General features: G+C 65.9%; 11 protein-coding genes. 6 read left to right on the top strand and 5 right to left on the bottom strand.

What is annotated here, in order from left to right:
• Window positions 1–18: 18 nt before the first annotated feature.
• The 3 genes from ACPDIT_RS02685 to ACPDIT_RS02695 are packed head-to-tail and all read left to right on the top strand — an operon-like array spanning window position 19 to window position 1383.
• Window positions 19–225, top strand: coding sequence for a hypothetical protein (locus tag ACPDIT_RS02685; RefSeq protein WP_423441301.1), 207 nt, complete (start codon window positions 19–21; stop codon window positions 223–225).
• 44 nt (window positions 226–269) lie between these two features.
• Window positions 270–818 (top strand): hypothetical protein, encoded by a 549-nt coding sequence (locus ACPDIT_RS02690; protein WP_423441303.1) that lies wholly within the window; start codon window positions 270–272, stop codon window positions 816–818.
• Between the two features lie 22 nt (window positions 819–840).
• On the top strand, window positions 841–1383 hold the full coding sequence (locus tag ACPDIT_RS02695) for a methylated-DNA--[protein]-cysteine S-methyltransferase (RefSeq protein ID WP_423441305.1): 543 nt from the start codon (window positions 841–843) through the stop codon (window positions 1381–1383).
• Window positions 1384–1481: 98 nt separating this feature from the next.
• On the opposite strand, the gene aceE is transcribed toward ACPDIT_RS02695, so the two are convergent.
• Entirely contained in the window at window positions 1482–4148 is a 2667-nt protein-coding gene (aceE, locus tag ACPDIT_RS02700; RefSeq protein ID WP_423442562.1) for a pyruvate dehydrogenase (acetyl-transferring), homodimeric type, read from the bottom strand.
• A 164-nt stretch (window positions 4149–4312) separates the two neighbouring features.
• Here aceE and ACPDIT_RS02705 point away from each other — a divergent pair, with 164 nt between their 5' ends.
• Together ACPDIT_RS02705 and msrB are read left to right on the top strand one after the other, a co-directional pair.
• Complete coding sequence (locus tag ACPDIT_RS02705) at window positions 4313–5068, top strand: lipoate--protein ligase family protein (protein ID WP_423441307.1); 756 nt, start codon at window positions 4313–4315, stop codon at window positions 5066–5068.
• Between the two features lie 225 nt (window positions 5069–5293).
• Window positions 5294–5704 carry a peptide-methionine (R)-S-oxide reductase MsrB gene (gene msrB / locus ACPDIT_RS02710; RefSeq protein WP_423442563.1) on the top strand — a complete coding sequence of 137 codons (411 nt, stop codon included), beginning with the start codon at window positions 5294–5296 and terminating at the stop codon, window positions 5702–5704.
• A gap of 7 nt (window positions 5705–5711) precedes the next feature.
• Here msrB and ACPDIT_RS02715 read toward each other — a convergent pair whose 3' ends face one another.
• Genes ACPDIT_RS02715 through ACPDIT_RS02725 form a run of 3 tightly spaced genes read right to left on the bottom strand, consistent with a single transcriptional unit; the run spans window position 5712 to window position 9510 of the window.
• Window positions 5712–7247 (bottom strand): sodium:solute symporter, encoded by a 1536-nt coding sequence (locus tag ACPDIT_RS02715; protein WP_423441308.1) that lies wholly within the window; start codon window positions 7245–7247, stop codon window positions 5712–5714.
• Entirely contained in the window at window positions 7244–8566 is a 1323-nt protein-coding gene (locus ACPDIT_RS02720; RefSeq protein ID WP_423441309.1) for a DUF3748 domain-containing protein, read from the bottom strand. Before ACPDIT_RS02720 ends, ACPDIT_RS02715 begins: the two co-directional genes overlap by 4 nt.
• Window positions 8563–9510: a dihydrodipicolinate synthase family protein gene (locus ACPDIT_RS02725; RefSeq protein ID WP_423441311.1), complete on the bottom strand. Its 948-nt coding sequence runs from the start codon at window positions 9508–9510 to the stop codon at window positions 8563–8565. Before ACPDIT_RS02725 ends, ACPDIT_RS02720 begins: the two co-directional genes overlap by 4 nt.
• Before the next feature lie 355 nt (window positions 9511–9865).
• Here ACPDIT_RS02725 and purB point away from each other — a divergent pair, with 355 nt between their 5' ends.
• A complete protein-coding gene (purB, locus tag ACPDIT_RS02730; protein ID WP_423441313.1) occupies window positions 9866–11200 on the top strand; it encodes an adenylosuccinate lyase in 1335 nt (444 codons plus the stop codon).
• 45 nt (window positions 11201–11245) lie between these two features.
• Here the strand turns inward: purB and ACPDIT_RS02735 are convergent, their stop codons facing one another.
• Window positions 11246–12127 (bottom strand): fumarate hydratase, encoded by an 882-nt coding sequence (locus ACPDIT_RS02735; RefSeq protein WP_423441315.1) that lies wholly within the window; start codon window positions 12125–12127, stop codon window positions 11246–11248.
• Window positions 12128–12212: the final 85 nt, after the last annotated feature.

Consider the following 12212-nt stretch of genomic DNA (forward strand, 5'->3'; position numbering starts at 1 on the left):
TGCGCGGTTCGGCAAGATATGCGCAACCGTCTGATCCGGCTGGTTACGGGTTGGCTCTTGATGGCCTCCGGCGCGGCCATCCTGTTGGAGGCCGGCCTTCCCTCCTCAGCCTGGCCGCGTTCGCAAATGTTCCTGAATTTTCAAGGCCTGGCGGGTTTTTGCCTGCTTGCGCTCGGCATGTGGCTGCGACGCGCCGCCTTGAAGTCGTCGGAACCCATGACCTAGTGTAAGCTCCGCGCAGGAACGGTCCTGGGATGCGGAAGGTCCCCATGTCTTGGTGGAGATTCAAGCGGGATCCGTGGAAGGCGCGCGAGCGCGAGCTGAAAAGCCGCATCCTCACCCTGGAGCAGGAAATTCGCCTGCTGGAGCAGCGCCTCAGCAACGCTGCGGGTGGGGTCGGAAGCGATTCCGGTGCGTCGTCTTCGGCCGAGGATGCCCCTCCGGGAGATCCGGGCGCGAGATTCGGGGAGGTCAAACGAGCCCTACCTGCCGTCGGCGAAAAGGAGCCGGCGTTGGTTGAGATTCGTCCGGTGCGCCCCCGGTTGGGGCCCTCCTCTCCACCGACCCCTGAACTGTACAATGAGTTCGGGGTACGGCGCTATGACCTGCCCGCCGCGTGGCGTCGGTGGCGGGAGAGACTGCGCGGTGCCCGGGCGTCCAGCCCGGAACTGGTTCAGTTGCTGGCCGCTGGCGGAGCGCCAGGGTTGCGGTCTCTCCGCGTGGAACAACGAATTGCGCGAAACCGGGCCCTTGCCCTGTTGATCGGGCTGGCCCTGGTGGTCGCCGGGATTCTGCTGGCCATTTTCCGGAGCCCGTGAGTCATCGAACCCATTGTCTTGCATGAAAACATCTCGGACCGCGGATTCATCGAACCCGCCCTTCTGGGAGCTGCCGGTGGTGACGGAGCAGGGGGTGTTCCGGGCCCGGTACTCGCCGAGCGGGCTGGCCAGGTTGGAGTTCCCCAAGGGACGGGTGAGCTCTCCAGCGCCGGATGTACGTCGGATTCCCGAACAGGTCCGGCGCTGGCATGGGCAGACCGTTTCGGCCGTGCGGGCCGTCTTGCAGGGTAAAAGGCCCCGCGGCCTCCCCCCGCTGGACTGGACGGGCCATCCGGTCTTCCACCAACGAGTGTGGCAAGCGCTTCAGGCGATTCCGCGCGGCGAGGTGCGCACCTATGGGCAAGTCGCCCGGGCCCTCGGCAAGCCGGGGGCGGCCCGGGCCGTGGGGCAGGCCTGTGCGGCCAATCCGATCCCCCTGCTGGTGCCGTGTCATCGTGTGGTGCGGGCGGGCGGAGGACTTGGAGGCTTCAGCGCGGGGCCGGTGTGGAAACAATTGTTGCTGGCGATGGAAGGTGTTCCGGGTGCCGTGCCCGGGCCGTCCTGAGGTGGCGCTTCCAGTGCCATCGCCGTCGGAAGGCCGCGGCGCGCGGCCCGCGCCGGCGAAGGATCGCCTTTGTCCGCCCTGCGCGGCACGGCTGCCTGCTACACGATCTCCGGGTGCGCCTTCTCCGGGTCCACGTCCAGATCTTTGATGGCCTGCTCGACCAACGAAGGTTTGACCATGCCCTTCTTCGCCAGCGCCCACAACGTGGCGATGACGGTGCACTCTGCATCCACCTCGAAGAAACGACGCAGCCGCGGTCGCGTGTCACTGCGACCAAACCCGTCCGTGCCGAGCGTGGTCAATCCGCCGGGCACCCACGGCGCGATCTGGTCGGGTACCATCTTCATGTTGTCCGAGACCGCGACGAAGGGACCCTGTTCGCGTTCGAGCAGCTCCACCACGTACGGTTTGCGCGGCGGCTGCGTGGGATGGAGCATGTTCCAGCGCTCGCACCGGAGTGCGTCCGTCCGCAGGGCCTTGTAACTGGTGGCGCTCCAGACGTCGGCCGACACGCCGTATTTCTCGGCCAGGATTTCCTGGGCCCGCAGCGCGGAGCGGATGAGCGTGCCGCTGCCGAGGATGTGGGCCCTGAGTTTCAGCCCGTCCGGGCCGGGCTTGTACTTGTAAAGCCCTTTCAGAATGCCCTCTTCCACGCCGGCGGGCATGGGCGGCATGGCCATGTTCTCGTTGTAGAGCGTGATGAAGTAGAAGATGTCCTCGTTGTTCACGTACATGCGCCGCAGGCCGTCGGCAATGATGATGGCCAGCTCGTAGGCGAAGGCGGGGTCGTAGGCCAGCAACGTGGGGATGGTGGTCGCCAGCAACAAACTGTGACCGTCCTGGTGCTGCAGGCCTTCGCCGTTGAGCGTGGTGCGGCCGTAAGTGGCCCCCAGCAAGAAACCGCGGGCCCGGATGTCGCCGGCCAGCCACATGAGGTCGCCCACGCGCTGGAACCCGAACATCGAGTAGTAGATGTAGAACGGGATCATGGGCAGGCGGAGCGTGGCATATGAGGTCCCGGCGGCAATGAACGACGACATGGCGCCGGCCTCGGTAATGCCCTCCTCCAGAATCTGGCCGTCTTTCTTTTCCAGGTAGTAGAGCAGCGATTTCTTGTCCACCGGCTCGTACAACTGGCCCTTGGAAGAGTAAATGCCCACTTCGCGGAACAGCGCGTCCAAACCGAACGTCCGCGCCTCGTCCGGGATGATCGGGACGATGCGACGGCCGATCTCCTTGTGCCGGAGCAACAGACTCAGGATGCGCACAAACGCCATGGTGGTGGAGACCTCGAGATTCCCCGAGCCTTTGAAAAACTCGGCAAAGAACTCCCGCGGGGGCACGGGCAGCGTCTGGGGTACGACGCGGCGCTGGGGCAGGTATCCGCCCAGGGCCCGGCGCCGCTCGTGGAGGTAGCGCATTTCGGGGCTGTCCTCCGGCGGCTTGTAGAAGGGCATCTCGGCGATCTCTTCGTCGCTGATGGGGATGCCGAAACGGGTGCGGAACTCGCGCAGTTCCTTTTCGTTCAGTTTTTTCTGTTGATGGGTGATGTTCCGGCCCTCGCCCGCCTCGCCCAGGCCGTAGCCCTTGATGGTTTTGGCCAGGATGACCGTGGGCTGGCCCTTGTGCGCGAAAGCAGCGGCGTAGGCGGCGTAAACCTTCACGGGATCGTGACCGCCCCGCATCAGTTTGCGGATCTGCTCGTCGGTCAGATGATTGACGAGCTCGAGCAGCTCGGGGTAGCGGCCGAAGAAATGTCGGCGGGTGTAACTGCCGGGCTCGACCGAATACTTCTGGTAATCGCCGTCGACGGCTTCTTCCATCCGTTTCAGCAGGAGCCCGGACTTGTCGGCGGCCAGCAGCGGATCCCAGTCCGACCCCCAGATGACCTTGATGACGTTCCAGCCCGCGCCGGAGAAGACGGCTTCCAGTTCCTGGATGATCTTGCCGTTGCCCCGGACCGGGCCGTCGAGGCGTTGCAGGTTGCAATTGACCACCCAGAGCAGGTTGTCGAGCTGCTCGCGGGCCGCCAGGGAGATCGAACCGAGCGTTTCCGGCTCGTCGGTCTCGCCGTCACCCACAAAGCACACCACCTTCGGTTCCTGGCCGGTGAACAGGCCCCGGTCGCGCAAATAGCGGATGAACCGGGCGGTGTAAATCGACACGATGGGCCCCAGCCCCATCGAGACGGTGGGAAACTGCCAAAAATCCGGCATCAAATAGGGATGCGGATACGACGAGAGCCCCCCGCCCGGGGCCAGTTCCTGACGGAAGTTCCGCAGTTGGGTCTCGGTCAGGCGACCCTCCAGGAACGCCCGCGCGTAGACGCCCGGTGCGGAATGCCCCTGGAAGAACACCAGGTCGCCCACGAAGTCTTCCGTGGGGCCGCGCAGGAAGTGATTAAAGGCCACCTCGTACAACGTGGCGCTGGAGGCAAAGCTGGAGATGTGCCCGCCCACGTTGGTGCGCATGTTGGCCTGAACCACCATGGCCATGGCGTTCCAGCGCACGATGCTCTTGATGCGTCGCTCCAGTTCGCGATCGCCGGGGTAGGCGGGCTGTTCCTCGGGCGGGATCGTGTTGATGTAGGGGGTGCTGACCGGGCGGAATCCGCTCTGCCCCGGGGGGATCAACCGCCGGGTCAGACTCTGGAGGAAACGACCGGCCACCTCGGGCCCGTACGGTTCGAGGGCCTTTTCCACCACGGTGTCGAGCGACTCGTACCATTGCCGCGGGCGGCCCGCCGCCGCCAGCGCACCGGCCATCTGAACTTTGTCTGGCGTTTTCACGTTGTATGATGCATTCCCTTGCTGCTCCGCGCGCAAATGCCGCGCAGTCCGGCCGTCGCGGCGTCCACGCAGGAGCGGACTGATAGGCAAACCCAAATCGGGCGCCTTGTCAGCCCCAAACGTAGCACAGTCCCGGGCCCATGAAACATCTGGATTGGACGCTGCCCACCCCGGAGGCCAACCTAGCCGCCGACGAGGCGCTGCTGGAGTGGGCCGAGGCCCACGCCGGCACGGAGGCCGACGTCGAGCGGCTGCGGTTCTGGATCCCCGATCGACCCTTCGTCGTCGTGGGCTACGGGCAACAGCCCGAGCGGGAGGTGAACCTGGAGGCCTGCCGGCGCCTGAACCTGCCCGTGTACAAACGCTGCTCCGGGGGCGGTACCGTGCTGCAGACGCCCGGCTGTCTCAATTACACCCTGGTGCTGCGGATCCAACCCGGCAGTCCCACCGAATCCATCACGCGCACCAACCAGTTCATCCTCGAACGACACCGCCTGGCCCTCGCCCGCATGCTCGGATTGGCCGACCACCGAGTCCAATGGCGCGGGCAGACGGACCTGGCTCTGGACAACCGGAAATTCTCCGGCAACGCCCAACGACGACGACGTGCTTGTCTGCTCTTTCATGGCACGATCCTGCTCGAACCCGCCCTGGATCTCATGGAGGCCGTGCTGCCCCTGCCCTCCCGCCAACCGGACTATCGCCAGAACCGCTCGCACGCAGAATTCCTCACAGCCCTGCCTGCGGTCGCCTCCCGGGTCCGGCAGGCCTTGATTCAGGCCTGGGACGCCGACGCCCCCGCCTTGCCGCCGCCCGCGGCCCTCGTCGAGCACTTCCTCTACCGCCGGTACCTCCATGGCGACTGGACCATTCTGCCGGCCGCTGATCCCTCCTGAGGAGGAAACCGGTCGCGCAATCCGCGAACCGTCGCAATCGCGGCTCCCCCAGTTGACTCCGCCGCATTCTGGGAGAAATTGCACCTCGTGAGGGTCCACGGCATTCCAACATTCTGGACGATCGGGCTGCTGACGGTGCTGCTGGGCGCCGAGCCGGCCGGCCTCCTGCATGGCCAGCCGATCACCAACCGCCCGGGTTCTGCTTCGCCGCCCCGCAAGAAAGCCATGGACTTTCCCATCAAGAAAACCGACGCCGAATGGCGTGCCCAATTGACCCCCGAACAGTATCGCATTCTGCGTCAGAAAGGGACCGAGCCGGCCTTTTCCGGCGCCTACTGGAATCACAAGGAAAAGGGCGTGTACCGGTGCGCCGGCTGCGGCGCGGTCCTGTTCACCTCCGACACCAAGTACGATTCCGGTTGCGGTTGGCCCAGCTATTATGCGCCCGCCAGTCCCGACGCCATCGTGCAACAGCCGGACTACAGTCACGGCATGATTCGCACGGAGGTTCTCTGCGCCAAGTGTGGGGGTCATCTGGGGCACGTCTTCCCCGACGGTCCCCGGCCCACCGGGCTGCGTTACTGCATCAACTCGGCCGCCCTGCGCTTCGAGAAGGCGGTCGACGCAAAGCGTTGAGCCGGGATTACGACCTGCCGCCTTCGTCCGGCGAAGCAACCGGTTGCTCAGGAGTCGGCCGGGCTCTCACCCGTCCGGTCACCATGCCCCAAAGCCATCCCACGGCCAGAATCGCCAAGGTACCCGCAACCACGGCGAGGAATTCGTGGAATGGACTCCGCCAGCTGGCGGGCAAATAACGCGACAGGCTGATCCATGCGATCACCAGCACGCCGGCGCCCACGCCCACCGCGGCTGCGGTGCCTCGAGCCCCACGGGCCAGCAGTCCCAGCAGAAAAAGCCCCAACATCCCGCCGCTGAACACGCTGGCCAACTGCCACCAGGCGTCCAGGGCACTTTTCACTCGGGTCATGGCCAGCGCCGTCGCGATGCCTCCCAAGCCATACAGGACGGTGGCACCCCGCAACACCCACATCGATTCCCGTTCACCGGCTTCCGGTCGGAGATACCGCCGATACCCGTCACACAATGTCAGCGTGGCACAGCCATTGATCGAACTCGACAGGGTCGACTGGGCCGCTGCAAACAGCGCCGCCACCACCAAACCCGTGACTCCGGCGGGCAGCCCAGTGCGCAAGAAATGAGGAAACACGGCGTCCGGCCGCGCCAGCCACGGCGTCGGGTCTCCCCAGAGCTCCGGCTGAACCGTGTAACGGACGAACAGCGCCGTGCCGATCAGCAAGAACAGCGCAGAGGTCGGCAGATACAGCCAGGCCCCCAACCATACGCTCCGCCGGGCGGCCTGTTCCGAGCACGCCACCGCGTATCGTTGGACGTAGTTCTGATCGATCCCAAAGTTCTGCAGGTTGATGAACAGTCCGTACAGCAGCACGACCCAAAACGTCGCTTCCCCCGGCGTGACACCAAAACTGCCCAGGCTGAACTTGTCGTGTTCCGCCGCCACGCGCACGAGCTGTCCCACGCCGCCGGGCAGTCCGACCACCAGCAAAACCAGGCAGCACAGCGCCCCGGCCAACAGCACCACGCTTTGGATCACGTCGGCCCACACCACGGCCTCGATCCCGCCCATCCAGGCATAAAACAGCGTCACCAACCCGGTGACCAGAATCACCGTGGGCACGCTCCAGCCGGTCAACGGCGCCAGGGCAAGGGCCAGCAAATACAGAATCGTCCCCATCCGCGCCAGCTGCGTCAGCACATAACAAAGGGCGGCGTAAGAGCGGGCCCAGGGTCCGAAGCGGCTCTCCAGGTGATGGTAGGCCGACACCTCCCCGCGTGCGCGAAAAAACGGCACAAACCACCGCGTGGCGACCCACGCCGCCACGGGCAGGCTCAGACTGAACACAAAGGGATTCCAGTTCTCGGCCACCGCTTTGCCCGGCAGCGCCAGAAAGCTGATGCTGGAAACGTAGGTGCCGAAGATGGAGAGGCCCACGGCCCATCCGGGCACTCGTCCCCCGGCCCGCATGAACTGATCGCTGGAAGCACTGCGCCGACGGAAGGCCCAACCCATCCCGACCATTCCAGCCAGGTAAAGCCCCAGGACGCACAGATCCAAGACGGGCAGGCCCGGTTCGTTCATGCCACCTCCCATTCCACCACGCAGATTTGGTTGTACCACCGGTCCGATATTCGTTCCGGTCGCACGAAGGCAATGCGCCGACCGTCCGGGGAAAACACGCAGGCCTCCGGCCGCGGTGCGGCAGGACCGTCCCTTCGGCCGGTCAGCCGGCAGGTTCGGCCCGTCGCCACGTTCGTCACGCACACCGAGCCGTCCATGACGTGCGCCACCCACGAGCCGGTCGGATGCCAGCTCAACGCGCTGGCAATTGGCCATGGATTGTGCGTCACCTGTCGGGGTGGCCCGCCCCACGGAGAGACCGTCCAAAGCTGGACCACGCCGGCGTCGTCTTTCATGAGAAAGGCGATCTGGCAGCCGTCGGGGGAACTCTCCAGCCAATGCCGCGGCCCTTGCAGGCCCGGATACCTGCGTTCGGTGGTGAAGGTGAGCCGGCGCTGGACCGTCCCTTCGGGCGGGCGGGGCAGGCGTCGCTCCGTGCCGGCCAGAGGTCCCGTTCCCGGCCGCGTCACATCTTCCGGCAGGTCCACAATGAAGACCTCCGACACCCGCCGGCCTCCAGCAGTCAGAACGGTGCCCTGAAACGCCAGCGCGCGGCGTTGCCGGGACCCGTCCGGCCGCACGTAGCCCCGCACCCCGACCCAGCCTTCTTCGCATGCCCGCACGATGTCGTCGGACCCGGGCCGTGGCAGCCCGGTCGTACGCGTCACCAGCACACTGAAGTGTGTTCCATCGTGGTTCCGCGGATGCGTTCGCGGCACTCGCACCCCATCCGGGACCGGCACGCTCACTCCCACGTTCCGCTGGTTGACGTCCTGCTCGGGGGTGGGATTCGGGAACCGGCTGCACGGATGATCCTCGTAAGTAAAGCTGATCCATTCGCCCTGGCCATCCCAGACGTGAAGATGGGTGCCTCCCCGCAGGGCTCCCGGGGTAAACGGCGGCCCCAGGTCCCGCGCATCCAACGGAAGCGCCCGGCCGGTTTGACTCAGCTCCACGATCCGTCCCTGCCGATGCGCCGGACCATACGACCAGTCCGCGGTGGGATGTTCCGGGCCCTCAAGAAACACCACACGGTCCGCAAAGGGATGAAAAGTGGCCACACCACAGTGCGCCCCGTTTCGCGCCCGAAACAATTCCCGCACCTCGCCGGTCTCCACGTGCACCATCTCGATGGTGAGGCCGTCGAACACGTCTCCGGCGGGATCGCTGCGGGTGTCGTACACCAGCCATTGACCGTCCGGTGACCAGACGCGGGTGTGGGTGAGGATGCGCCCCCCGGGTCCGCGAGTGATTGGTCGTTCGAAGCCCCGGACGTTCATGGTCTGGACGGCATCGCGCCCGGCTGGGGCTCCAGCAGCCCCAGTTCCTCCAAGATCGCCCGGACCCGGGCGCGTTCCGGCGGGCGAAAACTCTCGAACGGGGGCGCCATGTCATCCCGACAGACACCGAGCAGCGACAGTGCGCATTTCAAACCTTTCACCACCGCCGATGCGTGTCGCTCCACCCGGTAGATCGCGCCCAACCGGAGAATCTTTTGTTGCAGCTCCGCAGCCCGGGTCTCGTCGCCGGCGCGGTGGGCCTCGGTGAGCCCCACGAACCATTGCGGAACGATCTGGGCGCCCCCGTTGATGCCGCCGTGTCCTCCCCGGCGCAGCGCCTCCCAGAGGCATTCCTCCGGGCCCACCCACACCCGCCAATCGGGCCGGCGCCGAGCCAACTCCACGGCGCGCGCGAAGTACTCCATGTCCCCCGAGCTGTCTTTCAATCCCACGACCGGTTCCAACTCCATCAATTGTGCCAGGGTGTCCAGTTCGAATCGGACCTTGGTCATCTGCGGCATGTTGTAGAGAATCAGGGGCAGGGGCAGTTGTGCCACCAATTGCCGGATGAAATGGACCAGCTCGGGCTGACCGGCCGGGAAGTAATACGGAGGGGCGGTCACCAGCGCCCGGGCCCCGGCTTCCGCCGCGAACCGACCCAGCGAAACGGCCTCCGCCATGGCCGTGTCCGTGATGCCCACCCACACCGGTAGTCGATCCCGCGCCAGAGCACAGACCCGTTGAATCAGCTCGCGCCGCAGGCGGTAACTCAGGCAGGGTGCCTCGCCAGAGGTGCCGAGAATAAACAGGGCGCTCACCCCGCCCGCGATCACCCGCTCCACCAGACGTGCCAATCCCTCGTGGTCCAGGGTCTCCGGCCCCGCCAGTGGCGTGACCAAGGGGGGAATGATGCCCTCCACCGGTTGCCAAAATGTCCGGCCCACGCCCGGCTAGCTAGCGCAACCCTCCGCTGGCAGCAAGGGCAAAGCCCGCGGAGCGCATCGGCTCCCTGGCCGGGCCCTGAATGCGGCCGCGGCCTGGCGGAAAAGCCCGTCCTCTCGTCGCAGAGGCGCCCGACCTCGCGTCGAGCGGCGGGAATCCGATCCGCCAAAGCCGCGCAGCCCGGGCTCGGTGTTTTCGCTGCCCGTGTCCGGTCCGGGACCAACCTGGTCACACCCGGGGTGGCTCTTCTGGCGCGGGGCCGGACCACAGGCGGCCTGGAGAGAGGCTACAGGACCGGCCCATCGACGCTGCGCTTTCGCGTTTGCCCCGTTCGCTGCCTCTCCTGATCATGCCGGCATGATCGAGCGCTATTCACGGCCCGAAATGCGGGCCATCTGGTCGGAAGAAAACAAGCTGCGGCTCTGGCTGGAGATCGAGCTGCTGACGGCCGAGGCCCTGGTCCGGGAGGGCATCGTGCCCGCGAGCGATTTCGAACGCATCCGCGCCGGCTGTCGCGCTTGTCAAAAGGACCTCCCCGGGCTGCTGGCGCGGCAGCGCGAGTTGGAAGAGACGCTCCAGCACGACGTGATCGCCTTTACCACGGCCGTGGCGGAGAAGATCGCTCACCGCGCCAGCCGCTGGCTGCATTACGGTCTGACCTCCAGTGACGTGCTGGACACGGCCTTTGCGGTGCAGATGGTGCAAAGCGCCGACCTGTTGCTGGCCGACCTGGACGCGCTGCTGCCTGTCATCGCCCGCCGTGTGCGCGAACACAAAGCCACCCCGTGCATCGGGCGCAGTCACGGCATCCATGCCGAACCCATCACCTTCGGATTCAAACTGGCCGGCATGTACGACGAGTTCCGTCGGGCACGGCGCCGGCTGGAGTCGGTGCGGGAAGCCGTGGCGGTCGGCAAACTCAGCGGCGCCGTGGGCACCAGCGCGCATCTTCCGCCCCGCGTGGAAGTCCATGTGTGCCGCAAGCTGGGTCTCCGACCGGCACCCGTGGCGACCCAGGTGGTCCCGCGGGACCTGCATGCCGAGTTTCAGACCGTGTTGGCCCTGTTGGGGGCCAGCATCGAGCGATGGGCGGTCGAATTCCGGCATTTGCAGCGCACCGAGGTGCTCGAGGCGGAAGAACCCTTCGGCCGCGGCCAGAAAGGCAGCAGTGCCATGCCCCACAAACGCAATCCCATCACCTGGGAACGACTCACCGGTCTGGCCCGTCTCCTCCGCACCAACGCCATGGCTGCCCTGGAGAATGTCGCCCTCTGGCACGAACGCGACATCAGCCACAGCTCGGTCGAGCGGGTCATCTTTCCGGACTCCTGCATGCTCGCGGATTACATGCTCGACCGGCTGCGCCGTCTCATGGAGGGTCTCCAGGTGTATCCCGAAAACATGCGACGGAATCTGGCGCTTTCGCTGGGGATGTGGCACAGCCAGACCGTGTTGCTGGCCCTGATTCGCAAGGGCCTGACGCGGGAGGAGGCGTACGCCCTAGTACAGCGCAACGCCATGAAGACGTGGCAGGTCAAACAGGCCGGGCGCGATGACGCGGATTTTCTGAAGACGCTGCGCAGCGATCCCGAAGTGGCCCGTCATTTCGAGCCGGGTGAACTGGAGCGGCTCTGCTCCCTGGAGTTTCACTTCCGGCACCTGCCCCGGCGGTTCCGGGCCTTGAAACTCTGAGCCGGCCGCCTCCGTCACGGGCCCGCCGACCCCGCAGGGACCGGGTCAGTACAGCCACTCCAGGATCCGGCCCTCCGCGTCGAGCTTGACCCCCTGTCGGCGATACGCCCAGCACATGTAACTGACACTGACGAAGAACGACGCCGGCAGACGGTTGACGGCACAAATCTTGGCCCCCAGCAGCGTCGTGCGTCCTCCGAAGCCCATGGGCCCGATGCCCAGCTCGTTGGCGGTGCGTACAATGTCCTGTTCCAGTCGGTCGAGGACCGGGTTCGGATTGCGGTCGTCCAGCCGGCGCAGGAACTGTTGCTTGCTGAACTCGTAGCCGGTGGCGCGATCCCCGCCAATGCACACGCCCAACACGCCGGGACCGCATCCTTTGCCCTGGGCCTGCAGCACCGCGTCCAGGATGACCCTTCGCACGCCGGCCAGGTCCCGGTTGGCCTGGAGGCTCTCGTCAGGCAACGAGTATTGCGCGCCGACGTTTTCGCAGCCGCCGCCCTTCAGGATCAACCGCACCAGAATCTCCGGAGAGCGGTGCTGGTGGAAATGGATCGTGGGCGAGCCGGGCCCCACGTTGGTCCCGTCGTTCTTGCCGGTCAGCGAGTCCACGGAGTTCTGGCGCAAATAACCCTTGCGGGTGGCCAGTTTCACCGCCTCCCGGGCCGTTTCCTCGAAGGCGATCTGGTCGTACGCCACCGGACAATCCACATAGAAGAGGATGCTGCCGGTGTCCTGGCAAATCGGTTGGGACTTGCGCCGTGCCAGCTCGATGTTGGCCTGGATGATTTTCATGGCCGACTCGGCGATCGTGCCCTTCTGCTCCTGCTCCAGCGCCGACAAAATCGCCCGCTGCACGTCGTCGGGCATTTCCGCCGAGGTCCGCCGGATCAACTCGACCAACGAAGCCTGCAGTGCGTCGTTCATGACCGGCTCAATGTAGAGCCCGCCGCCTCCCGCCGCAATGCACCAACCCGCGCCCGCACCCGGCACTTGGTTTTCCGGTCCGACT

The sequence above is a fragment of the Limisphaera sp. VF-2 genome (assembly GCF_049537125.1).
Classification (GTDB): domain Bacteria; phylum Verrucomicrobiota; class Verrucomicrobiia; order Limisphaerales; family Limisphaeraceae; genus Limisphaera.

Bases quoted from the DNA above. Each gene is read 5' to 3' on its own strand.
- ACPDIT_RS02735 (WP_423441315.1), bottom strand. From the start codon at position 12,127: ATGAACGACGCACTGCAGGCTTCGTTGGTCGAGTTGATCCGGCGGACC.
- purB (WP_423441313.1), top strand. From the start codon at position 9,866: ATGATCGAGCGCTATTCACGGCCCGAAATGCGGGCCATCTGGTCGGAA.
- ACPDIT_RS02715 (WP_423441308.1), bottom strand. From the start codon at position 7,247: ATGAACGAACCGGGCCTGCCCGTCTTGGATCTGTGCGTCCTGGGGCTT.
- ACPDIT_RS02705 (WP_423441307.1), top strand. From the start codon at position 4,313: ATGAAACATCTGGATTGGACGCTGCCCACCCCGGAGGCCAACCTAGCC.
- ACPDIT_RS02720 (WP_423441309.1), bottom strand. From the start codon at position 8,566: ATGAACGTCCGGGGCTTCGAACGACCAATCACTCGCGGACCCGGGGGG.
- ACPDIT_RS02685 (WP_423441301.1), top strand. From the start codon at position 19: ATGCGCAACCGTCTGATCCGGCTGGTTACGGGTTGGCTCTTGATGGCC.
- ACPDIT_RS02690 (WP_423441303.1), top strand. From the start codon at position 270: ATGTCTTGGTGGAGATTCAAGCGGGATCCGTGGAAGGCGCGCGAGCGC.
- msrB (WP_423442563.1), top strand. From the start codon at position 5,294: ATGGACTTTCCCATCAAGAAAACCGACGCCGAATGGCGTGCCCAATTG.
- aceE (WP_423442562.1), bottom strand. From the start codon at position 4,148: ATGGCCGGTGCGCTGGCGGCGGCGGGCCGCCCGCGGCAATGGTACGAG.
- ACPDIT_RS02695 (WP_423441305.1), top strand. From the start codon at position 841: ATGAAAACATCTCGGACCGCGGATTCATCGAACCCGCCCTTCTGGGAG.